Origin of the sequence: Klebsiella terrigena (genome assembly GCF_006539725.1) — a bacterium.
Taxonomy (GTDB): domain Bacteria; phylum Pseudomonadota; class Gammaproteobacteria; order Enterobacterales; family Enterobacteriaceae; genus Klebsiella; species Klebsiella terrigena.
In genome coordinates this window covers 38973-60994 of sequence record NZ_BJNO01000021.1, presented here as the reverse complement: position 1 = coordinate 60994, position 22022 = coordinate 38973, and the positions used below count along the sequence as shown (strand labels likewise).

At 58.1% G+C, this 22022-nt stretch carries 20 protein-coding genes; 5 read left to right on the top strand and 15 right to left on the bottom strand.

The features are described from left to right. Positions 1-146: 146 nt before the first annotated feature. The 3 genes from RTE01_RS20370 to ssb1 all read right to left on the bottom strand — a co-directional run bounded on the left by RTE01_RS20370 (position 147) and on the right by ssb1 (position 3639). Positions 147-1541, bottom strand: a complete 1395-nt coding sequence (locus RTE01_RS20370) for an MFS transporter (RefSeq protein ID WP_041143609.1) — start codon at positions 1539-1541, stop codon at positions 147-149. 45 nt (positions 1542-1586) lie between these two features. Then, positions 1587-2675 (bottom strand): cellulase family glycosylhydrolase, encoded by a 1089-nt coding sequence (locus RTE01_RS20365; protein WP_115193783.1) that lies wholly within the window; start codon positions 2673-2675, stop codon positions 1587-1589. 430 nt (positions 2676-3105) lie between these two features. After that, a complete protein-coding gene (gene ssb1, locus RTE01_RS20360) occupies positions 3106-3639 on the bottom strand; it encodes a single-stranded DNA-binding protein SSB1 (RefSeq protein WP_041143607.1) in 534 nt (177 codons plus the stop codon). Positions 3640-3891: 252 nt separating this feature from the next. Here ssb1 and uvrA point away from each other — a divergent pair, with 252 nt between their 5' ends. Continuing rightward, positions 3892-6717, top strand: a complete 2826-nt coding sequence (gene uvrA / locus RTE01_RS20355) for an excinuclease ABC subunit UvrA (RefSeq protein ID WP_041143606.1) — start codon at positions 3892-3894, stop codon at positions 6715-6717. Here the strand turns inward: uvrA and RTE01_RS20350 are convergent, their stop codons facing one another. The 3 genes from RTE01_RS20350 to tyrB all read right to left on the bottom strand — a co-directional run bounded on the left by RTE01_RS20350 (position 6718) and on the right by tyrB (position 9510). After that, positions 6718-7074: an MmcQ/YjbR family DNA-binding protein gene (locus RTE01_RS20350; RefSeq protein WP_041143605.1), complete on the bottom strand. Its 357-nt coding sequence runs from the start codon at positions 7072-7074 to the stop codon at positions 6718-6720. A 239-nt stretch (positions 7075-7313) separates the two neighbouring features. Next, on the bottom strand, positions 7314-8027 hold the full coding sequence (aphA, locus tag RTE01_RS20345) for an acid phosphatase AphA (RefSeq protein WP_041143604.1): 714 nt from the start codon (positions 8025-8027) through the stop codon (positions 7314-7316). Positions 8028-8316: 289 nt separating this feature from the next. Further along, entirely contained in the window at positions 8317-9510 is a 1194-nt protein-coding gene (tyrB, locus tag RTE01_RS20340; protein ID WP_134525122.1) for an aromatic amino acid transaminase, read from the bottom strand. A 55-nt stretch (positions 9511-9565) separates the two neighbouring features. On the opposite strand from tyrB, the gene RTE01_RS26200 reads away from it, so the two are divergent. Further along, entirely contained in the window at positions 9566-9733 is a 168-nt protein-coding gene (locus RTE01_RS26200) for a hypothetical protein (RefSeq protein WP_166793702.1), read from the top strand. Here the strand turns inward: RTE01_RS26200 and alr are convergent. Both alr and dnaB read right to left on the bottom strand, forming a co-directional pair. Then, positions 9730-10809 (bottom strand): alanine racemase, encoded by a 1080-nt coding sequence (gene alr / locus RTE01_RS20335; protein ID WP_134525121.1) that lies wholly within the window; start codon positions 10807-10809, stop codon positions 9730-9732. The genes RTE01_RS26200 and alr overlap by 4 nt on opposite strands. 143 nt (positions 10810-10952) lie before the next feature. Further along, positions 10953-12368: a replicative DNA helicase gene (gene dnaB / locus RTE01_RS20330; RefSeq protein WP_041143601.1), complete on the bottom strand. Its 1416-nt coding sequence runs from the start codon at positions 12366-12368 to the stop codon at positions 10953-10955. A gap of 63 nt (positions 12369-12431) precedes the next feature. On the opposite strand from dnaB, the gene RTE01_RS20325 reads away from it, so the two are divergent. Further along, the gene (locus RTE01_RS20325) at positions 12432-13415 is read left to right on the top strand and encodes a quinone oxidoreductase (RefSeq protein ID WP_141335309.1); all 984 of its coding nucleotides are present in this window, start codon (positions 12432-12434) and stop codon (positions 13413-13415) included. Positions 13416-13750: 335 nt separating this feature from the next. Here RTE01_RS20325 and pspG read toward each other — a convergent pair whose 3' ends face one another. From pspG to RTE01_RS20310, 3 genes are all read right to left on the bottom strand, one after another. After that, positions 13751-13993 (bottom strand): envelope stress response protein PspG, encoded by a 243-nt coding sequence (gene pspG, locus RTE01_RS20320; protein WP_041143599.1) that lies wholly within the window; start codon positions 13991-13993, stop codon positions 13751-13753. A 138-nt stretch (positions 13994-14131) separates the two neighbouring features. Further along, the gene (gene dusA / locus RTE01_RS20315; protein WP_115193785.1) at positions 14132-15130 is read right to left on the bottom strand and encodes a tRNA dihydrouridine(20/20a) synthase DusA; all 999 of its coding nucleotides are present in this window, start codon (positions 15128-15130) and stop codon (positions 14132-14134) included. Between the two features lie 102 nt (positions 15131-15232). Beyond that, positions 15233-15721 (bottom strand): cupin domain-containing protein, encoded by a 489-nt coding sequence (locus tag RTE01_RS20310; protein WP_041143598.1) that lies wholly within the window; start codon positions 15719-15721, stop codon positions 15233-15235. A gap of 114 nt (positions 15722-15835) precedes the next feature. Between RTE01_RS20310 and zur the strand changes: the two genes are divergently transcribed. Next, on the top strand, positions 15836-16351 hold the full coding sequence (zur, locus tag RTE01_RS20305) for a zinc uptake transcriptional repressor Zur (protein ID WP_041143597.1): 516 nt from the start codon (positions 15836-15838) through the stop codon (positions 16349-16351). A 106-nt stretch (positions 16352-16457) separates the two neighbouring features. On the opposite strand, the gene RTE01_RS20300 is transcribed toward zur, so the two are convergent. The 4 genes from RTE01_RS20300 to RTE01_RS20285 all read right to left on the bottom strand — a co-directional run bounded on the left by RTE01_RS20300 (position 16458) and on the right by RTE01_RS20285 (position 19420). Then, positions 16458-16667 (bottom strand): CsbD family protein, encoded by a 210-nt coding sequence (locus tag RTE01_RS20300; RefSeq protein ID WP_041143596.1) that lies wholly within the window; start codon positions 16665-16667, stop codon positions 16458-16460. Positions 16668-16793: 126 nt separating this feature from the next. After that, positions 16794-18110 carry an MATE family efflux transporter DinF gene (dinF, locus tag RTE01_RS20295; protein WP_115193786.1) on the bottom strand — a complete coding sequence of 439 codons (1317 nt, stop codon included), beginning with the start codon at positions 18108-18110 and terminating at the stop codon, positions 16794-16796. 70 nt (positions 18111-18180) lie between these two features. Next, positions 18181-18789 carry a transcriptional repressor LexA gene (gene lexA / locus RTE01_RS20290; protein WP_041143594.1) on the bottom strand — a complete coding sequence of 203 codons (609 nt, stop codon included), beginning with the start codon at positions 18787-18789 and terminating at the stop codon, positions 18181-18183. A 262-nt stretch (positions 18790-19051) separates the two neighbouring features. Next, positions 19052-19420 (bottom strand): diacylglycerol kinase, encoded by a 369-nt coding sequence (locus RTE01_RS20285; RefSeq protein WP_041143593.1) that lies wholly within the window; start codon positions 19418-19420, stop codon positions 19052-19054. Positions 19421-19549: 129 nt separating this feature from the next. Here RTE01_RS20285 and plsB point away from each other — a divergent pair, with 129 nt between their 5' ends. Beyond that, positions 19550-21973, top strand: a complete 2424-nt coding sequence (gene plsB / locus RTE01_RS20280; protein WP_041143592.1) for a glycerol-3-phosphate 1-O-acyltransferase PlsB — start codon at positions 19550-19552, stop codon at positions 21971-21973. Positions 21974-22022 lie beyond the last annotated feature (49 nt).

Here is a 22022-nt window from a genome sequence, read left to right as displayed (position 1 = left end):
TTCGTGCGACCGAACCCCGGTTTCTGCGCCCGCCGGTGGCGTAGGCTCAGAGGCGTTCGGGTCTGCCGGTCTATTTCTCCGGAGGAGACTTCTCCGCACAGGGATATACTCTGCGATTCACCAGAAGGTATATTTTATTGGCGTAATTAGTTTATTGGCAGCGGCTGCTTCAGGTTTTCCTGATCATCGTTTTCCTGAGGTGCAGCCTGTCGGCGATCCGCCAGTAACGCGCAAATCTCCGCATGCTTTTCTTCCGTAAAGGTATAGCGCGACATACAGCCCATCCTGATCAGCGAGCCAAATGCGGGCAGCAGGCAGATACCGAAGAACAGCCCGTTCAGCACGCTCTCGCTCTGGCTGGCCGCCTGCGGCACGTAGCCTATCAGGGTCAGAAATACGCCAATTAAGCCTCCGCCGACGGCCACCGACATTTTTCCGGTAAACGTTTGTCCGGAGAAGGTGATGGCCGCACAGCGCTTGTTGGTGTGATATTCGGCGTATTCAATGGTGTCGGCAATCATCGATGAGGTCAGGATATTGCTCATCATGATAAACAGCGTGCTGAGGCCCAGCAGAATAAAGAGCAGCGCCGCGTGCTGATAGCCAACGAACCACATCACCACCCGCACCGCAATATCCAGCCCGCAGAGGATCATAAACAGCTTTCGCTTCTGCATTCTGCGCGTCAGCATCGGGGCGACGAGGCACAGCACCGCGGCGACAATCCCCATAATACCGATCGCCATCTGCAGCCCGCCGTCGCCCATATTGTAGATAAAGAAATAGATGTAAATCCCGCCCGCGACGTTGTGGAATACGCAGAAAAAGAACGACAGCAGGACGATAAATAGCGGCTTATTTTGCCGCAGATTATGGAAGGTATCGCGCATGGTGACCTTTTCCGGGCCAGCCTGCACGCGCTCTTTAATCTGGAAAAAGCCGTTAAGCATCAGCGGCAGGCCGACCATCATCATCACCAGCGCCGCCATAAAATAGCCCTTATCGTTGCTGTACTGGGCAAAGAAGGCCGCAAGTTTGGGGAAGAAGATGTTGGCGCAGGCGATACCGGCATTAACGCCGAGCATTGCCGCCGTCACCGCGCGGGTGCGCTGACCGGAGTCGTTGGTCATCACCGAGGACATCGACCAGAAGGGAATATCCGATATCGCGTACAGCGTGCCCCACAGTATATAGGTCACCCCGGCGTAGATAATCATGGTGGTCATATCGGCTTCGATTTTATAAAACGCCAGCAGCGTGACCCCGGTAATTAACAGCGGCGCAATCAGCAGGAAATGACGAAACTTGCCAAAGCGGCTGTTAATGGTATCCATAATGCTGGCGAACAGCGGGTCGTGAACCGCATCCCACGCGCGTGCGATAAGGAAAATCGTACTCGCCGCCAGCGCCGATATTCCCAGTACATCGGTATAAAAATAGTTAATAAACGAGCCCACTAAACCAAAACTAAAACACTGACCTAAACCATAGCCGAAATAAGACCACAACTCGCGAGACGGTATTTTCATTGTCGTTGCCATAGTGCGTACCCTAATCCCGGCGGCGTACCGCCGGATATATTTTTATTATGCCCGTGACGGCTGGGCGATGTGACGAAGCCTGCGGATGAGCGCAATCTCTTTGCGGGAAAACGGGATCCCGTTCTCTTCAAAGACGTCGTGGAACCAGAGGCGGCAGTAATCGCCAGACGCCTTCATCACCACCGGCCACGGCAGCCAGGTCTGGGTTTTCCCGCGCACCAGGCCCCATTGATAAGGCGCAACGTTCGCGATATACATCAGCGGCAGCTGCTCTTCGATGGTGCTGCCAACGTGGCGAGCCAGCCATTCGGTGCAAAAAATCGGCCGCTCCAGCTGCTGAAGCTGCTGGATAATCGCCGTCATGCGGGCGGTATTGGTATAGGCGTGATAGCTGACCACGTCCGAGAGGGCCAGCGCGGCCCGATCCAGCGGATGCTGGTAGAACACCTCTCCTTCAACCTCCTCCGGCAGGCGCCACGCGCAGACGGTGAGCGGCTGCGTCGGGTCCTCTTCTCTCGCCCAGCGGAAGGCGAGCTCCATCAGCTCCTGAGCATAGGTTTCCAGCTTTTCGTCGTACAGCACCTCAACCGTGCCGGTAGCAAAGATGCCGCGATTGCCCGGCTCGTTATAGAGATCCCAGAGCAGAACGCGCTTATCGTCGCGGAACTGGCGGATAACGTCGCGGATATAGCATTCAATCTGCGGCCAGCTGTCGCGGTCGCAAACCTTGTCCCGCCCCGGGCTCGCCGCCGCCTGGCTATTATGCTTGCCGGGTACCGGCGGTTTTTGCGGCCCCAGATAGGGTTCGTCGCCCGAAAAGCCGCAGTCGTCCATCAGCGTCAGCATGGTGCTAAAGCCGCGGCTATCGGCAAGCGTCAGGAAGCGCTCGATGCGCGCCATCAGGCCATCGCGATCGGCCTCCCAGACGATAAACGGCAGGTTGATGCGCAGCGTGTTGTAGCCCGCCTCTGCCGCCCAGCCCAGCTCGCGCTCGATGGTTGGCGCATCGAACGTCTCCTCCTGCCAGATATCGGTCCAGTTCACCGCCGTCGAAGGCAGATAGTTAAACCCGCAAAGCCAACCCTGCTGCTGATACCACGCCTGCGCCTGCTCTTTGCTCCACTGCTGTTTCATCACTGCTCCCGATTACTGATAATAATTAGCTAATAAATATTAGCTATGGCATCAATGAGCAAATAGCGGCATGCAGAAAAGAGATAATCCTCACAAACCTGGCGCGCTGATGTCGATGAAACGTGATCGACTGCGCAGAAGAGGCTGGCCGGACAGAAAGGCTGTTTCGCAAGACGGTGAGTAGAGGACGGGAAAGCGGCTGAACGAAGGGGGGATTTTTAATTTATTGTTTATTAATAGTAATTTATTTAAACCTGACGTCAGGCACGGCGGTCTGTTCAGTCCGTAAATGGGAGCAGGAAGCAGGAAGCAGAGTAGAGGAAACGGGAAATGGGGAACGGAGGGCAGGAAGGCGGGTCACGGTCATATAAAAAAACCCTGCCGAAGCAGGGTTTATGATTCTGAGACGACCGTTCTCAATACGTACTGATTAGAACGGGATGTCGTCGTCGAAATCCATTGGCGGTTCATTAGAAGGCGCTGCCGGAGCCTGCTGCTGCGGACGAGACTGCGCGCCGCCGCTGAACTGGTTGCCACCCTGCGGCTGCTGCTGTGGCTGCTGAGGCTGACCCCAACCGCCCTGCTGGCCGCCGCCTGCCGGAGCACCGCCGCCCTGACGGCCACCCAGCATCTGCATGGTGCCGCCAACGTTGACCACGATCTCAGTGGTGTACTTCTCAGCGCCGGACTGATCGGTCCATTTGCGGGTACGCAGCTGGCCTTCGATATAAACCTGCGAACCTTTACGCAGGTATTCGCCAGCCACTTCAGCCAGCTTGCCGAACAGCACAACGCGGTGCCATTCGGTCTGTTCTTTCATTTCGCCGGTCTGCTTATCGCGCCAGGATTCGGAAGTCGCCAGCGTGAAGTTGGCGACTGCGCCGCCACTTGGCATGTAGCGTACTTCCGGGTCCTGCCCCAGATTACCGACGAGAATCACCTTGTTTACGCCTCTGCTGGCCATGATCGAATCTCCTGAATACGTTTCTTAATAAGTGTAAACCGGTAATTCTAACACCACAAAGGCCCTTTTAGATAGCTGGGACGTCGATTCCAGTAAACATCTTATCGCTATACAATTTTTCACCATCAACCCCGGCTGCCATTCCAATACTGTATATTCAAACAGGTCGGATTGTGCCATAATTAGCCGTTTCCGCCGTTTGTTCTTCATACAAACCAGGCAATCCGTGTATCTACCTACCGGGAAAGGTGAATGGATAAGATCGAAGTTCGGGGCGCCCGCACCCATAATCTCAAAAACATCAACCTCGTTATCCCCCGCGACAAGCTGATTGTCGTCACCGGGCTTTCAGGGTCAGGCAAATCCTCACTGGCTTTCGACACGCTGTATGCCGAAGGGCAGCGCCGCTACGTTGAATCGCTCTCCGCCTACGCGCGTCAGTTCCTGTCGCTGATGGAGAAGCCGGATGTCGACCATATCGAGGGGCTGTCGCCGGCGATTTCCATCGAGCAGAAATCAACGTCCCATAACCCCCGCTCTACGGTAGGCACCATTACCGAAATTCACGACTATCTGCGTCTGCTGTACGCCCGCGTCGGCGAACCGCGCTGCCCGGACCACGACGTCCCGCTGGCGGCGCAAACCGTCAGCCAGATGGTCGATAACGTGCTTTCCCAGCCGGAAGGCCAGCGCCTGATGCTGCTGGCGCCGATTATCAAAGAGCGTAAAGGCGAGCATACCAAGACCCTGGAGAACCTGGCGAGCCAGGGCTATATCCGCGCGAGGATCGACGGCGAAGTTTGCGATCTCTCCGATCCGCCAAAGCTTGAGCTGCAGAAGAAACACACCATTGAAGTGGTTATCGATCGCTTCAAGGTGCGTGACGATCTCGCCCAGCGTCTGGCCGAGTCGTTTGAAACGGCGCTGGATCTCTCCGGCGGGACCGCCGTGGTTGCCAATATGGACGACCCGAAAGCGGAAGAGCTGCTGTTCTCCGCCAACTTCGCCTGTCCGATTTGCGGCTACAGCATGCGCGAGCTGGAACCTCGGCTGTTCTCCTTCAACAACCCGGCCGGCGCCTGCCCCACCTGCGACGGCCTTGGCGTGCAGCAGTATTTCGATCCCGAACGCGTGATCCAAAACCCGGAGCTGTCGCTGGCGGGCGGGGCGATCCGCGGCTGGGATCGACGTAACTTCTATTATTTCCAGATGCTGAAGTCGCTGGCCGAGCATTACCAGTTCGATATCGAAGCGCCCTGGGGCACCCTCAATGCCGACGTGCAGAAAGTCATTCTGTCCGGCTCCGGCAAAGAGAACATTGAATTCAAGTACATGAACGATCGCGGCGACACCTCCGTGCGCCGCCATCCGTTCGAAGGCGTTCTGCACAATATGGAACGCCGCTACAAAGAGACCGAATCCAGCGCGGTGCGCGAAGAGCTGGCGAAGTTCATCAGCAACCGCTCCTGTACCAGCTGTGATGGCACCCGTCTGCGCCGCGAAGCGCGCCACGTCTTCGTCGAAAATACGCCGCTGCCGACGATCTCCGATATGAGCATTGGCCATGCGATGGACTTCTTCACCAACCTGAAGCTCTCCGGCCAGCGGGCGCAAATCGCTGAAAAGGTGCTGAAGGAGATCGGCGATCGCCTGAAGTTCCTCGTCAACGTCGGCCTGAACTACCTGACGCTCTCGCGTTCGGCGGAGACGCTGTCCGGCGGCGAAGCCCAGCGTATTCGTCTGGCCAGCCAGATCGGCGCCGGGCTGGTCGGCGTCATGTACGTGCTCGACGAGCCGTCGATCGGCCTGCATCAGCGCGACAACGAACGCCTGCTCGGGACGCTGGTTCACCTGCGTAATCTGGGTAATACGGTCATTGTCGTTGAGCATGATGAAGACGCGATTCGCGCCGCTGACCACGTGATCGATATCGGTCCCGGCGCTGGCGTCCACGGCGGACAGGTGGTGGCTGAGGGCACGCTGCAGGATATTATGGCGGTGCCTGAATCCCTGACCGGGCAGTACATGAGCGGCAAGCGCAAGATTGCGGTGCCTGAGCAGCGCGTAGCCGCCGATCCGCAAAAGGTACTGAAGCTGACCGGCGCACGCGGTAACAACCTGAAGGACGTTACCCTGACGCTGCCGGTAGGCCTGTTTACCTGCATTACCGGCGTCTCCGGCTCCGGTAAATCAACGCTGATCAACGATACGCTGTTCCCGATAGCCCAGCGCCAGCTCAACGGCGCGACTATCGCCGAACCGGCGCCCTATCGCGACGTGCAGGGGCTGGAGCATTTCGATAAGGTTATCGATATCGACCAGAGCCCCATTGGCCGTACGCCGCGCTCTAACCCGGCAACCTATACCGGCGTGTTTACGCCGGTACGCGAACTGTTCGCCGGCGTGCCGGAATCACGTTCACGCGGCTACACGCCGGGACGCTTTAGCTTTAACGTTCGCGGCGGCCGCTGCGAAGCCTGCCAGGGCGATGGCGTTATCAAGGTCGAGATGCACTTCCTGCCGGATATCTACGTGCCGTGTGACCAGTGCAAGGGCAAGCGCTATAACCGCGAAACGCTGGAGATTAAGTACAAGGGTAAGACTATCCATGAAGTGCTGGATATGACTATCGAAGAGGCGCGCGAGTTCTTCGACGCCGTCCCTGCGCTGGCGCGTAAGCTGCAAACCCTGATGGACGTGGGCCTGACCTATATCCGCCTTGGCCAGTCGGCGACCACGCTCTCCGGCGGCGAGGCTCAGCGCGTGAAGCTGGCGCGCGAGCTGTCGAAGCGCGGAACCGGCCAGACGCTGTATATTCTCGATGAGCCGACCACCGGTCTGCACTTCGCCGATATCCAGCAGCTGCTGGACGTCCTGCATCAGCTGCGCGATCAGGGCAACACCATCGTGGTCATTGAGCACAACCTGGACGTCATCAAAACCGCGGACTGGATTGTGGATCTTGGGCCGGAAGGCGGCAGCGGCGGCGGGGAAATTCTCGTCTCCGGGACCCCAGAGACGGTTGCCGAGTGCGAAGCCTCACACACCGCGCATTTCCTCAAGCCGTTGCTGAGCTAATCACTGCGAAAGCTGCTGTCGGGTCGGCTCCGACAGCAGCCTAATCGCCTGCTGATAAGAGGCGTCGACCAGGTAGTAAATCTGCGAATCGGGCAGCGAACCATCAAGGAACACCGTACTCCAGTGGGCCTTGTTCAAATGCCGGCTAGGACGCACGTCAGCGTGCTGCTCCCGCAGAAGCTCGGCAAGTTCCGGGCTGGCCTTCAGCGACACCGCAGGGCGCATATCCTCCACCTCTTTGACCATCGCAAACAGCACGTCCGACACTTTAATCTGCGTCGCCTTCCAGTCGCTGTGTTCGCTTTGCTCCGCGCCAGGCTTGGCCATGCAGTAGAGCAATAACTCCGAAATTGTCATCTAATATTCTCCCCATGAGCGTCCCGACGCGATGGCGCGAACCGCCGTGAATGCGATATTCCGCGAGCCGCATCGCGGCCCGACTGTCGATGTCAGATAAGCCATTCATGCTGCGAATGAATCTTTCTAAGTGTGCAGCAATAAGCGAAAAGGTAAAACCTTCCGGAGCGGATTTTGTACAAAAAAACGGCAGCCCACCGGCTGCCGCTGTTGCTGGCTGCTATTTCGCCCGCAGGCAATCAGTAATCGGAGTTCACAATCACCTCTTCTCCCTGGGCCCCGGCCATCGGTAAAGGCTTGTATGAGGAGTTGGAGGCGCGAAGAATGCGAATACCTCGTGCGCCCGCGTCACGGGCGGCGCCAATATCGTTATCCGAGTCGCCGTAGAAGACCTTAATGTTTTTCTCCTGCAGCCACTGGGTTTTCGTATTCTGTCCCGGCTTATCGCCGGCAAAAATGACCGGATTCATGTTTGACGCGGGGATCAGGAAATCATCCTGCAGGGTTTTCGAGACCGTTTCGGTTTTGGTCTGACTGCGGCCGGTCACAAAATAGATGCTATCGCCGCGCTTAACGTGCATCGCAATCAGCTGACGAGCGACCTCTTTCGGCATGCTGAAATCATCCCAGCCGTTGTTCATTTTTTCCCAAAACTCGGGATTTTTCAGGTAAGCATCGCTGCCGGGAGAGAATGTCTTCTGGCCGCGCCAGAATCCAGGGCTGGAAAACAGCACGGTATCGTCAATATCAAAGCCCACCGCAATCGGCTGGCGCCCCAGCAGGCTATTTTCAATCTGCGCCACCGATACCCAGTGAATCGGCGCCTGTTCAGCGAGCTTAGCGACGTTGGTTCCCGTCGAGAGGGGCTGCGGCGTCGAGGCGCGGGCAACGACGGCGCTATTGAGCGTGAACAGCAGGCAGACGGCCCCGAAGGCCAGGGTGATTTTGCGCATATTTATCCCTATAAACCGCCATCATTCAAACGGCCTCTTTGACGGCCACGGTTAGCCGAACGCTCCCTGGAGCTGAGACGCACTTTGCATGATGGCGAGTGTAAATAACCGAATCATTATAATTTTCAATAATGTGCATGCTTATAAATTCACCATGACCTTAACCTCCGCATCCGGTGATGAAAAGAGGTTTCTGCTCGAATGTCATAGAAAAAGAGAATGATCACACTTCGGGAGGGGAAACCGCCCTCTCCTTAACGCCGGAAAGGGCCGGATACTGCTGCGGGGGCTATAGCACTGCAGAAAATGCCTGCGCGACGCGCTGAACGTTGCCCGAGTTAAGGCCCGCCATGCACATTCTTCCGCTGGAAATCAGATAGACGCCAAACTCTTCCCGCAGGCGATCGACCTGAGCGGCGCTCAATCCCGTGTAGCTAAACATACCGCGCTGCTTGAGCAGGTAGTCAAAGTTAACGCCGGGGACCGCCTCTTTCAGGACGTTCACCAGCTCCTGACGCATCGCTAAAATGCGCGTGCGCATCTCTTCGACTTCAGCCAGCCATGAGGCCTTCAGCTCCGCGTCGTTCAGCACGGTGGCAACCACCTGCGCCCCGAAGTTCGGCGGGCTGGAGTAGTTACGGCGTACGGTTGCCTTCAGCTGGCCAAGCACGCGTCCCGCCGTTTCACTATCTTCGCAAACCACCGACAGGCCACCCACGCGCTCGCCGTACAGGGAGAAGATTTTCGAGAACGAGTTGCTGACCAGCATCGGCATACCGGCGCTGGCAATCGTGCGGATCGCCCAGGCGTCATCTTCCATGCCCGCGCCATAACCCTGGTAGGCGATGTCGAGGAAAGGGATCAGGCTGCGCGCTTTCAGCACTTTTGCCACTTCATCCCACTGGTCATGGCTCAGATCGGCGCCGGTTGGGTTATGGCAGCACGGATGCAGCAGCACGATATCGCCTTCAGGCAGCGTGCGCAGCCTCTCGAGCAGCGCCTCAAAGCGCACGCCGTTGGTCTCATTATCAAACCAAGGGTAAGCACTTACTTCGAATCCAGCCCCTTCAAAGATGGCGATGTGGTTTTCCCAGGTCGGATCGCTGACCCATACGCGCGCCTGCGGGAAGTAGCGCTTGAGGAAATCCGCCCCCACCTTCAGCGCGCCGGAACCGCCCAGCGTCTGAATGGAAGCCACGCGCTGCTGCTGCAGTACCGGGTGATCGGCGCCAAACAGCAGCGGCGCAATGGCGCTACGGTAAGCATTCAGACCCTCCATCGGCAGATACAGCGAGGCGCCGTGCGGCTGTGCGTTAAGGCGCGCTTCCGCTTCCGCCACCGCCTTCAGCTGCGGGATAATTCCGGCTTCGTTGTAGTACAAACCAATGCTGAGGTTTACTTTGTCGCTGCGAGGATCTTCTTTGAAACGCTCCATTAAGGAGAGAATGGGGTCGCCAGCGTAGGCGTCAACTTTCTGAAACACGCGATGTTTCTCCAGGTTTACAAAAGGCAGGTCATAACACAATAAACCGGAAGCCGTGGCAGGTCGAGAGGATGTTGGCGGTTTGCCGATGACGATCGCCCGCCAGGACGCCGGCGGGGCTTTTCCCGGCCGCAGCGCTGGCGCCATAGCCGGGCTGTCCGGTAGCACCCTGGCCCCGGCGGCCGTGACGCTGCCGGGGAATATTGCGGTAAATCGGGGCTAATCGACGTACTTCATCGAAACGCGTGAAGTCAGGCGCGTGATAAGTTCGTAAGCACTTACTTTCGTGATTTCTGCAATCCGTTCAACGGGTAAACCTTCTCCCCACAGCACCACCGGATCGCCGGACTTCTCCTGCGCCTCGGGGCCGAGGTCGACGCAGATCATATCCATTGCCACGCGGCCGACAATCGGCACTTCCCGACCGTTAACCAGCACCGGGGTACCGGACGGCGCGGCGCGCGGATAGCCATCGCCGTAGCCCATCGCCACCACCCCGAGACGGGTATGGCGTTCGCTAATCCAGGTCCCGCCGTAGCCCACCGGCTCGCCCGCTTTATGCTCGCGAACGGCAATCAGGCTCGAGGTCAGCGACATCACCGGCTGGCAGCCAAAATCGGCGCCGGTGGATTGATTCTCTAACGGCGACACGCCGTAGAGAATAATGCCCGGACGCGCCCAGTCAAAATGCGACTGCGGCCACAGCAAAATCCCGCCGGAGGCGGCGATAGAGCGCAGGCCAGGCTTGCCATCGGTAAAGGTGGTGAAGATATCCAGCTGCCGCTCGGTGGCCCCGCACTCCGGCTCATCCGCGCGGGCAAAGTGGCTGACGACGTTCACCGGCTGGCGGACGTTTTTACAGCGGCTCAGGCGCTGGTAGAAAGCCTCCGCATCTTCCGGCAGCACGCCCAGCCGATGCATGCCGGTATCGAGCTTCATCCAGACGCTGACCGGTTCGCTCAGCTCCGCGCTTTCCAGCGCGGCCAGCTGTTCGGGGCTATGCACCGCCGTTTGCAGGCGCTGGGCGGCAATCACCGGCAGATCGCTGGCTTCAAAAAAGCCTTCCAGCAGCAGGATCGGCTGCGTGATGCCGCCCGCCCGCAGGCGTAGGGCTTCTTCAAGCCGGGCGACGCCGAAGGCGTCGGCATCAGGGAGCGTTCGCGCGGTCTCGATAAGACCGTGTCCGTAAGCGTTCGCTTTCACGACTGCAACCAGCTTGCTGGCAGGCGCCAGTTCACGCAGACGTTGCAGGTTGTGTCGCAGAGCGCGGCGGTTAATGACTACAGTTGCCGCTTGCATTTAAGTTCCTTAATAAAAGAGTCGCCGGTATCCATCGCGCTGCCGGAAGGCGACAGGCCCGGGCGCCCCGGGAGCTTAACAGGCTAAGTGACCGAGACGGGCGGGCGAGTCAACGTACCAGCGGCGTGAAGGACTACGGAGATTTACTCATCATCATACTGAGGGCCGGCATAGTTATCGAAGCGCGACCATTGCCCGTTAAACGTCAGACGTACCGTACCAATGGGGCCGTTACGCTGCTTACCAATAATAATTTCGGCGATGCCTTTCAGGTCGCTGTTCTCGTGATAAACCTCATCACGATAGATAAACATGATTAAGTCGGCATCCTGCTCGATAGAGCCTGATTCACGGAGATCGGAGTTTACCGGGCGCTTATCGGCGCGCTGCTCCAGGGAGCGGTTAAGCTGCGACAGGGCCACCACCGGCACCTGCAGCTCTTTGGCCAGCGCCTTCAGCGAGCGGGAGATTTCGGCGATCTCCAGGGTACGGTTATCGGAGAGCGCCGGTACGCGCATCAGCTGCAGGTAGTCGATCATAATCAGGCCAATGCCGCCGTGCTCGCGGGCGATGCGGCGGGCGCGGGAGCGCAGCTCCGTCGGCGTCAGGCCGGAGGAGTCATCGATATAGATATTGCGTTTTTCCAGCAGAATGCCCATGGTGCCCGAAATTCGCGCCCAGTCTTCGTCATCCAGCTGGCCGGTACGAATACGCGTCTGGTCGACGCGCGACAGCGAGGCCAGGGTACGCATCATAATTTGCTCAGAGGGCATCTCGAGGCTGAAAATCAGGACCGGCTTATCCTGCAGCATCGCCGCATTTTCGACGATGTTCATCGCAAACGTCGTTTTACCCATCGACGGACGCGCCGCGACGATGATCAAATCCGACGGCTGCAGACCTGCGGTCTTTTTATTCAGGTCGTCATAGCCGGTATTGACGCCGGTGACGCCGTCGTGCGGCTGCTGGAACAGCTGCTCGATACGCGCAACGGTCGCATCAAGCACTTCGGCGATATTTCGCGGACCTTCGTCTTTATTCGCGCGGCTCTCGGCGATCTTAAAGACCCGGGACTCCGCCAGATCGAGCAGGTCTTCGCTGGTGCGGCCCTGGGGGTCAAAGCCCGCTTCGGCAATTTCGTTCGCCACCGAGATCATTTCGCGGACAACGGCACGTTCGCGCACGATATCGGCATAAGCGCTGATGTTCGCCGCACTTGGCGTATTTTTTGAGAGTTCAGCCAGATAGGCGAAACCGCCTACGCTGTCCAGCTGCCCCTGGCGTTCAAGCGATTCCGCGAGCGTAATAAGGTCAATCGGGCTGCCGGTTTCCTGCAGGCGGGCCATTTCAATAAAGATATGACGGTGCGGACGCGTGTAAAAATCTTCTGCAACAACGCGCTCGGCGACGTCGTCCCAGCGCTCGTTGTCCAGCATTAAACCGCCCAACACCGACTGTTCCGCTTCAATCGAGTGCGGCGGTACTTTCAACCCGGCGACCTGCGGATCGCGAACTCGGGGTTCAGTCTGGGGTTTGTTGAAGGGTTTATTTCCTGCCATATTGAATGGAATTCCCGGTATAGAAATTGGCTCGAAAGGTTACCACATAGTTCAGGAGGAAGCATGGCAACACGTATTGAATTTCACAAGCACGGTGGCCCCGAAGTTCTGCAGGTGGTGGAGTTTGTGGCAGGGGATCCGGCAGAGCACGAGATACAGGTAGAGAACAAAGCTATTGGTATCAACTACATCGATACCTACATTCGCAGCGGCCTCTATCCGCCCCCTGCGCTTCCGAGCGGATTAGGTACCGAAGCCGCCGGCGTGGTGAGCAAGGTCGGGATCGGCGTCACCCATATTAAAGCCGGAGATCGCGTCGTTTACGCCCAGTCGGCGCTGGGCGCCTACAGCTCGGTGCATAACGTCCCCGCCGATAAAGCCGCGATTTTGCCTGCGGCCATCTCCTTCGAGCAGGCGGCGGCCTCCTTCCTTAAGGGGCTGACGGTCTATTATCTGCTGCGTAAAACCTACGAAATCAAAGCCGGTGAGACGTTCCTGTTCCACGCCGCGGCCGGCGGCGTCGGGCTGATAGCCTGCCAGTGGGCGAAGGCGCTGGGCGCCAGGCTCATCGGCACCGTCGGCAGCGCGCAAAAGGCACAGCGCGCGAAGCAGGCCGGAGCCTGGGAGACGATCAACTATCGTGAAGAGAATATCGCTGAGCGGCTAAAAGAGATTACCGAGGGTAAGAAGGTGCACGTGGTCTATGATTCCGTGGGCAAAGACACCTGGGAGGCCTCGCTTGACTGTCTGCAGCGGCGAGGGTTGATGGTCAGCTTCGGCAACTCTTCCGGCCCGGTTACCGGCGTTAATCTGGGGATCCTCAACCAGAAAGGTTCGCTGTACGTTACCCGCCCTTCTCTGCAGGGCTATATCACCAACCGCGAAGAGCTGGTGGAAGCCAGTAACGAGCTCTTTTCGCTGATCGCCAGCGGGGTGATAAACGTCGACGTTGCCGAGAGCCAAAAATATCCACTGGCCGACGCCCGACGCGCGCACGAGGTGCTCGAAAGCCGCGCCACCGAAGGCTCAAGCCTGCTGCTGCCGTAATAGCAAAACGCCCCTGCTGCCTGAACGGGAAACCTCCCTAAATAATTCGGGCTACGGGAAGACGGCAAGATAGCGAATCCCCGGGAGCTTACTCCGGTAAGTGACCGGGGTGAGTTAACGCAGCCAACGCACCTGTAGTTCGAAGTATGACGGGAGAGTCGGGAGGGTAGAAAAGTTTAGGGCTTCCAAATGGAAGCCCTTACTTTTTTTAGTTCGGCTGTATGTAGGGTACAGCGCGATGAATTCGTTAACGCGCTAATAGTGACAGATTTAATAAGCAAAACCTACGCCGTTTTATGCAAAATTCCTCAGGTTGTGACCTACCACTCACTCCCTTAATAACGCCAGCGGTTGTTGCTACGGTAGCGGGTGATTTTTGGCTTATTTATCGCCCGAATCACCCATACCACCGCAACGGCCAACAGCAGCCACGGCAGCAGTTTAATCATCATCGCAAACAGACCGCCGACGAACATCAGCGCCGTCGCCGCAACAATCGCGGCAATAATGCCCAGCAGCGACACGCCGGTCACCAGCAGCATCACAAAAAAACCAATAATAAATAGCAGTTCCAGCATCGTCTTCTCTCCAAAGCAATAGCCCTCTGTACTCAGGCATTACAAGAAGCGTGCCAATTATAATTTATTGAATTTAAAGCAAAACGCCCTGAAGTTAACTTCAGGGCGTGGCGTATTTGACTAAATTTTAGCGAAACGTTAACGCTTATCGGCCACCAGCTTCAGCGCGTGTTCCAGGACGTTAATATCCGCCCCGGCCTTATGCGCGTTTTCACTCAGGTAGCGACGCCACTGGCGAGCGCCGGGGATCCCCTGGAACAGGCCCAGCATATGGCGGGTCACATGGCCAAGATAGGTCCCGTTGCTCAGCTCACGCTCGATATACGGATACATGGCGCGCACCACGGCAACCGGGTCAGCATCCGCGCCACTGGCCGCAAAAATCTCCCGGTCAACCGCGGTCAGCATGCCTGGATTCTGGTACGCTTCGCGCCCAACCATCACACCGTCCATATGCTCAAGGTGCAGCTTCGCCTCTTCCAGCGAGCGGATCCCACCGTTGATCGCCATCGTCAGATGCGGAAAATCACGCTTTAGCTGGTAGACGCGCGGGTAGTCCAGAGGCGGGATCTCGCGGTTCTCTTTCGGGCTCAGGCCGGAAAGCCAGGCTTTGCGGGCGTGGATGATGAACATATCGCATTCGCCTTTCCCGGATACGGTATCGATGAAATCACACAGGAACGCATAGCTATCCTGGTCATCAATGCCAATGCGCGTTTTTACCGTTACCGGAATCGAGACCACGTCGCGCATCGCCTTAATGCAGTCGGCAACCAGCTGCGCATTGCCCATCAGGCAGGCGCCGAACATCCCGTTCTGCACGCGGTCAGACGGGCAGCCGACGTTGAGGTTGATCTCATCGTAGCCGCGTGCTTGCGCCAGCTTCGCACACTGCGCCAGCGCAGCCGGATCGCTACCGCCCAGCTGTAGCGCAACGGGATGCTCCTCTTCGCTGTAGGCCAGATAGTCGCCTTTACCGTGAATAATCGCCCCGGTGGTCACCATTTCGGTGTACAGCAGCGTATGGCGCGACAGCTGGCGCAGGAAGTAGCGGCAGTGCCTGTCGGTCCAGTCGAGCATCGGTGCGATGGAAAAACGGTGGGCAGCAAAAGCGGTAGAAGTTGATTCTGGCATCATGGCGAATAAACAGGCATCCGGGTAAAAAGGGGCGCTACTATAGCACAAAGATAAACCACAGGCGCATAGCGCCAATGGTCATATCCTGGGGTGGAAAAAACGCTATTTCCTGCGCGGCTTGCCGTCGTGGGGACCGAAGAACTGCGGTGGATGGTCAACCCAGCGATCCTGGCGCGTCGCGGCGTAGCTGGGGTTAAGCGGATAGTAGATCCGGTTAAATTTTTTATTCGCTTCGCCGACCACCAGCAGGCACACCTCCTCCTCGGTGTTGTTCAGGAAGGTATGACATACCCCGGTACCGGCGGGAAAACCCACGCTGTCCCCGGGTTCCAGCTTCCACAGATAGCCGTTTATCCACACTTCCGGATACCCTTCCAGCACGTAGATAAACTCTTCTTCATCGCTTTCCGCATGCGGATAAGAGGTGCGACGCCCCGGCAGCAGGCGTTCATGATGGATCCCCAGCCGGTTTAGCCGTAAACCCCGGGCCAGCGGCGCGCCGATGGAAAAGAGCTCAGTGCTGTCAGGATAGGTGGCATCATCCGGCCCCTCCAGCTCGCGCCAATGTCGAATGCAATCAGGTCGTTTCATCGTTTTCTCCCGAAAATGAGATGCATCAGGTATAGCACAAACCGTGGGTTCTCGGCGTTTTGCCTGGATCGTGATAAAGTAACAACTTCATCGTTACGCAACCAGAGGATGCTCATGGATAAGTCCACTTCGCAAGAAATGTTAGCGCATGCTGAAAAGCTCTGCGCGCAGCGGGGCGTGCGCCTGACTCCGCAGCGCCTGGAAGTGTTGCGCCTGATGAGTCTGCAGCAGGGGGCGATCAGCGCCTACGATTTGCTCGATCTGCTGCGCGGTAAAGAGCCGCAGGCCAAGCCGCCAACGGTCTACCGGGCGCTGGAGTTTCTGCTGGAGCAGGGTTTCGTGCACAAGGTGGAATCAACCAACAGCTATGTGCTGTGCCATCTGTTCGATCAGCCAACTCATAGCTCAGCGATGTTTATCTGCGATCGCTGCGGCGTGGTGAAAGAAGAGTGCGCGGAAGGCGTAGAGGACATCATGCATACGCTGGCGGCAAAAATGGGCTTCGCCCTGCGCCATAACGTGATTGAAGCGCACGGGCTGTGCGCGGGCTGCGTCGAAGTAGAAGCCTGCAACACGCCGGGGCACTGCCACCACGACCACACCATCCAGATTAAAAAGAAAGCCCGCTGAGGCGTTAGCCGCAGCGGGAATCAGGGGATTTTCGTACATCCTTGTACCGTTCGGGCAGGCAATAACAATGCGTTAAAACAAAGGGTTAACGCTTTATGTCCGATCGCTACCAGCGATAGTCATTTTTGGTTTCCCAGTCAGACACTTCTTTCTCTGCCTGATCTTTAGCGTAGCCATAACGCTCCTGGATTCTACCGACCAGCTGGTCGCGCTTGCCCTCGATGACGGTCATATCATCGTCGGTAAGCTTGCCCCATTGCTCTTTGGCCTTACCTTTTAACTGTTTCCAGTTACCGCCGATTTCGTCTTTATTCATAATTCAATCCTCATCGTTCGGTGAATTAACAGCCCGCTGTGTGCCGGACGTATGATTAACTATAGATGAGAATTCTGAGTTAATTTTATTATTCGGAATCTTTAACCATCTTTACGACAAAACACGTTATGAAAACCAGGTTCCTCGCTGCCAGTGCCGCCGCCAGATCAGCGCCAGCGACAGGCCCCGCAGCGCCAGGAACACCGCCAGCGCCAGCCACAGTCCGTGGTTACCGAGCACCGGCAGCGTCAGCAGGGTTAAGGCAAAGCCCAAGGCGGCCACCGCCATGCTGTTACGCATTTCGCTGCCGCGCGTCGCGCCGATAAACATCCCGTCCAGCAGATAGCACCAGACGCCGATCGTCGGCAGAATCATCTGCCACCACAGATAGCGGTCGGCGAGCTGCTGGAGCGAAGGTATTGAGGTCAGCAGAGCGATAATCTGCTCGCCCGCCACGCTGTAGATCAGCGCAAACGCCAGCGCGACCATGCCGGACTGTCGACAGGCGGCCCGCCATACCTCCAGCAGCTTGCTGCCATCGCGCGCGCCGTAGGCCTGCCCGGAGTGGGCCTCCACGGCGTAGGCAAAGCCATCCAGCGCATAGGCGGTGAAGGTTAGCATGGTCATCAGAATGGCGTTCACCGCCACGATATCGCCTCCCAGACGCGCACCGAAAACGGTCACCGCCCCGAAGCAGAGCTGCAGCAGCAGCGAACGCAGCATGATGTCGCGGTTGAGGGCCAGCAGTCGCCGGATATCGCCGCGCCAGGCGCCCTTGAGCATAGCGAACGACACGCCGCGCAGCGTCAGCACGCGTTTCACCATCAGCAGGCCAATGATAAAGGTGGCGTATTCGGCGCTCACCGTCGCCAGCGCCGCGCCCTGCACGTTCATGTGCAGACCCATCACCAGCCACAGATCGAGGACAATATTCAGCAGGTTGCCGACAATCAGCAGGATCACCGGCGCACGGGCATACTGGACGCCCAGCAGCCAGCCCAGCAGCACCAGGTTAGCTAACGATGCCGGAGCGCTCAGCCAGCGGATCTCCAGGAAACGCCGGGCCTGCTCCAGCACCGCTTCGCTGCCGCCGACGATATGCAGCGCGAGGTTAATGAGCGGAATACGAAACACAACGATCAGCAGACCGGCGGCCAGCGCCAGGCCAAGCGGCTGCACCAGCGCGCGCGCCAGGCGAACGGGATCCTTTGCGCCAAACGCCTGCGCCGTCAGGCCGGTGGTACTCATTCGCAGAAAGAGCAGCAGCATGAACAGGAAGCTGGTCGCCGTAGCGCCGACCGCCACGCCGCCCAGATAAACCGGGCTATCAAGATGGCCGATGACCGCAGTATCCACCAGGCCCAGCAGCGGGACGGTGATATTGGAGAAAATCATCGGTAGCGCCAGGCGCCACAGGGCCTTATCAGCAGCATTAAAAAGCATGGGGGAAAGCCTGAGCGAGGAGAGATAGCGCAGCATCATGCATCAGACGATGCTGCGTTAGAGAAGGCGCTTACAGCCACTCGCCGTTGCGGATGACGCCGACGGCCAGACCTTCAATGGTAAAGCTTTGCTCGCGTAGGTTCACCACGATCGGTGAAAACTCGCTGTTTTCCGGCAGAAGTTCGACGACGTTACCCTGCTTTTTAAGGCGTTTAACCGTCACTTCTTCATCGATGCGTGCGACCACAACCTGCCCGTTGCGCACATCCTGCGTTTTGTGTACCGCCAGCAGATCGCCGTCAAGAATACCGATGTCTTTCATCGACATACCGCTGACGCGCAGCAGGAAATCGGCGCTCGGCTTGAACATTGCCGGGTCGACCTGGAAGTGGCCTTCGATGTGCTGCTGCGCCAGCAGCGGCTCGCCGGCAGCGACGCGGCCAATCAGCGGCAGGCCGGGCTCTTCTTCAGTCAGCAGACGAATACCGCGGGAGGCACCGGAAATGATCTCGATTGCGCCTTTACGCGCCAGCGCTTTCAGATGTTCTTCCGCCGCGTTTGGGGAACGGAACCCCAAGCGCTGAGCAATTTCCGCACGCGTCGGCGGCATGCCCGTCTGGCTGATATGATCCCTGATGAGATCAAACACCTCTTGCTGCCTGGTCGTTAACGCTTTCATTCCGCCCCCTGGGTGTATATACAGTTATGCTGTGAGTATATACAGCTAACGGTGATTTTGGAATCAAATTTCACACATAAATCAGGAGATTCTTTTGTTTTGATGCCCGCCGGAGCCGGTTAACGCAGAGGGGATGGTGGCGAGGCGCTGCGGCTCCACGCGAGACAAAAAAACGCGTGGAGGGAGGCTCGCCGGCCTCCGGCCCACGGACGCTAAACCGGGGCGGTGGACGGCAAACCCGATAGCCTGATGCTAGCGGCGCTTAGCGATAGTGCGACCACAGCAGCGTAACCCAGACGATCAGCGCGATGACGATCGCCAGAAAGACCGCCGCAGAGCCCATATCCTTCGCCCGTCCGGAAAGCTCATGGTGCTCGGAGCCAATCCGGTCCACCACCGCCTCAATCGCGCTATTAAGAATTTCGACTATCATCACTAACAGGACCGAGCCTATCAGCAGCACGCGCGTCACGGCGTCAACATCCAACCAGCAGGCGATCGCAATGGCAATAACGGTGGCGATCCCTTCCTGACGAAAGGCGGCCTCATTTATCCATGCCGCACGAAAACCTTTCCAGGAATACCCTGCTGCTTTAATGATTCGGGTTAACCCGGTGGTATTATTGGCCATCAAAAGAACCTTTTTATGTAAATGACGTCAATGAGTGTACGCGTTTGCCGCGTGGCGACGGAAATTTTGCGCACTTTCTGTTATTCTTGCCGCGCATTTGCATGATTAACCAGAGGCTTCACATCGTTTATGTCCGGCTGGCAACGAATTTACTATAAATTACTTAATTTACCATTACGGCTGCTGGTAAAAAGCAAGTCTATTCCCGCAGAGCCTGCTCAGGAATTAGGACTGGATACCTCGCGTCCGATTATGTACGTTCTGCCCTATAACTCGAAGGCAGACCTGCTGACGCTGCGCGCGCAGTGCCTGGAGCACGATTTAGCCGATCCGCTCGAGCCGCTCGAAATCGACGGCACCCTGCTGCCCCGCTACGTCTTCATCCACGGCGGCCCGCGCGTATTTACCTACTACACGCCGAAAGAAGAGTCCATCAAGCTGTTCCACGACTACCTGGATCTGCACCGCAACCACCCTGACCTCGATGTGCAAATGGTGCCGGTGTCGGTGATGTTTGGTCGTGCGCCCGGGCGCGAAAAAGGCGAGCTCAATCCGCCGCTGCGCATGCTTAATGGTATTCAGAAATTCTTCGCCGTGCTGTGGCTGGGCCGCGACAGCTTCGTGCGCTTCTCGCCGCCGGTGTCGCTACGCCGAATGGCGTCCGAGCACGGAACCGACAAAACCATCGCCCAGAAGCTGGCCCGCGTGGCGCGTATGCACTTCGCCCGCCAGCGCCTGGCCGCCGTCGGCCCGCGCCTGCCCGCCCGTCAGGATCTGTTCAACAAGCTGCTGGCGTCAAAAGCCATCGCCCGTGCGGTGGAAGACGAAGCCCGCAGCAAGAAAATCTCCCACGAGAAGGCGCAGCAAAACGCGATCGCGCTGATGGAAGAGATCGCCGCCAACTTCTCCTACGAGATGATTCGCCTGACCGACCGCGTGCTGGGCTTTACCTGGAACCGGCTGTATCAGGGCATTAACGTTCACAACGCCGAGCGCGTGCGGCAGCTGGCGCACGAAGGGCACGAGATAGTCTACGTTCCGTGCCACCGTAGCCATATGGACTACCTGCTGCTCTCGTACGTGCTCTACCACCAGGGGCTGGTACCGCCGCATATCGCCGCCGGCATCAACCTCAACTTCTGGCCAGCAGGGCCGATTTTCCGCCGCGGCGGCGCGTTCTTTATTCGCCGTACGTTTAAGGGCAACAAGCTCTACTCAACGGTATTCCGCGAATATCTTGGCGAGCTGTTCAGCCGCGGTTACTCGGTGGAGTACTTCGTCGAGGGCGGACGCTCCCGTACCGGGCGCCTGCTGGACCCGAAAACCGGCACCCTGTCGATGACTATTCAGGCGATGCTGCGCGGCGGCACCCGGCCAATCACGCTGGTTCCCATCTACATCGGCTACGAGCACGTGATGGAAGTCGGAACCTACGCCAAAGAGCTGCGCGGCGCGACGAAAGAGAAAGAGAGCCTGCCGCAGATGCTGCGCGGCCTGAGCAAGCTGCGTAACCTCGGCCAGGGGTACGTTAACTTCGGCGAACCGCTGCCGCTGATGACCTATCTCAACCAGCACGTGCCGGAGTGGCGCGAATCTATCGATCCTATCGAAGCCATTCGCCCGTCCTGGCTGACGCCGACGGTAAACAGCATCGCCGCCGATCTGATGGTCCGCATCAACAACGCCGGCGCGGCAAACGCCATGAACCTGTGCTGTACCGCGCTGCTGGCATCGCGCCAGCGTTCGCTGACCCGCGAGCAGCTGACCCAGCAGCTTGAGTGCTATCTCGATCTGCTGCGTAACGTGCCCTACTCTCCGGACGCGACCACGCCGGCGGCTTCCGCCAGCGAGCTGATTGACCACGCGCTGAAGATGAATAAGTTCGAGGTCGAGAAGGACACCATCGGCGACATCATTATTCTGCCGCGCGAGCAGGCGGTGCTGATGACCTACTACCGCAACAACATCGCTCATATGCTGATGATGCCTTCGCTGCTGGCGGCGATTGTGACCCAGCATCGGCGGATCACCCGCGCGGAGGTGCTGCGTCACGTCGAGATGTTCTATCCGCTGCTGAAGGCCGAGCTGTTCCTGCGCTGGGAAAAAGAGGAGCTGGCGAGCGTTATCGATGCGCTGACCGCTGAGATGCAGCGCCAGGGCCTGCTGGTGCTGAGCGATGATGAGATAAGCATCAACCCGTCGCACTCCCGCCTGCTGCAGCTGCTGGCCGCCGGCGCGCGTGAAACGCTCCAGCGCTACGCCATCACCTTCTGGCTGCTGAGCGCGAATCCTTCGATTAACCGCAGTTCGCTGGAGAAAGAGAGTCGCACGATGGCCCAGCGCCTGTCGGTTCTGCACGGTATCAACGCGCCGGAGTTCTTCGATAAGGCGGTATTCAGTACTCTGGTACTGACGCTGCGTGACGAAGGCTACATTAGCGATACCGGCGACGCCGAGCCGGAAGAGACGCTGAAGGTTTACCAGATGCTGGCGAACCTGATTACCTCGGATGTGCGTCTGACGATTGAAAGCGCCGCGCAGGATGAAGCGTAGCGCCTGAGACCTGCCCCGGCCTGCGCATCGCAGGTCGGGGAGTCATAAC

Bases quoted from the DNA above. Each gene is read 5' to 3' on its own strand.
- plsB (WP_041143592.1), top strand. From the start codon at position 19,550: ATGTCCGGCTGGCAACGAATTTACTATAAATTACTTAATTTACCATTA.
- dusA (WP_115193785.1), bottom strand. From the start codon at position 15,130: ATGATGCCAGAATCAACTTCTACCGCTTTTGCTGCCCACCGTTTTTCC.
- dinF (WP_115193786.1), bottom strand. From the start codon at position 18,110: ATGCTTTTTAATGCTGCTGATAAGGCCCTGTGGCGCCTGGCGCTACCG.
- RTE01_RS20310 (WP_041143598.1), bottom strand. From the start codon at position 15,721: ATGAAACGACCTGATTGCATTCGACATTGGCGCGAGCTGGAGGGGCCG.
- aphA (WP_041143604.1), bottom strand. From the start codon at position 8,027: ATGCGCAAAATCACCCTGGCCTTCGGGGCCGTCTGCCTGCTGTTCACG.
- ssb1 (WP_041143607.1), bottom strand. From the start codon at position 3,639: ATGGCCAGCAGAGGCGTAAACAAGGTGATTCTCGTCGGTAATCTGGGG.
- dnaB (WP_041143601.1), bottom strand. From the start codon at position 12,368: ATGGCAGGAAATAAACCCTTCAACAAACCCCAGACTGAACCCCGAGTT.
- RTE01_RS20285 (WP_041143593.1), bottom strand. From the start codon at position 19,420: ATGGCCAATAATACCACCGGGTTAACCCGAATCATTAAAGCAGCAGGG.
- RTE01_RS20350 (WP_041143605.1), bottom strand. From the start codon at position 7,074: ATGACAATTTCGGAGTTATTGCTCTACTGCATGGCCAAGCCTGGCGCG.
- RTE01_RS20325 (WP_141335309.1), top strand. From the start codon at position 12,432: ATGGCAACACGTATTGAATTTCACAAGCACGGTGGCCCCGAAGTTCTG.
- lexA (WP_041143594.1), bottom strand. From the start codon at position 18,789: ATGAAAGCGTTAACGACCAGGCAGCAAGAGGTGTTTGATCTCATCAGG.
- uvrA (WP_041143606.1), top strand. From the start codon at position 3,892: ATGGATAAGATCGAAGTTCGGGGCGCCCGCACCCATAATCTCAAAAAC.
- RTE01_RS20365 (WP_115193783.1), bottom strand. From the start codon at position 2,675: ATGAAACAGCAGTGGAGCAAAGAGCAGGCGCAGGCGTGGTATCAGCAG.
- RTE01_RS20300 (WP_041143596.1), bottom strand. From the start codon at position 16,667: ATGAATAAAGACGAAATCGGCGGTAACTGGAAACAGTTAAAAGGTAAG.
- zur (WP_041143597.1), top strand. From the start codon at position 15,836: ATGGATAAGTCCACTTCGCAAGAAATGTTAGCGCATGCTGAAAAGCTC.
- RTE01_RS20370 (WP_041143609.1), bottom strand. From the start codon at position 1,541: ATGGCAACGACAATGAAAATACCGTCTCGCGAGTTGTGGTCTTATTTC.
- alr (WP_134525121.1), bottom strand. From the start codon at position 10,809: ATGCAAGCGGCAACTGTAGTCATTAACCGCCGCGCTCTGCGACACAAC.
- pspG (WP_041143599.1), bottom strand. From the start codon at position 13,993: ATGCTGGAACTGCTATTTATTATTGGTTTTTTTGTGATGCTGCTGGTG.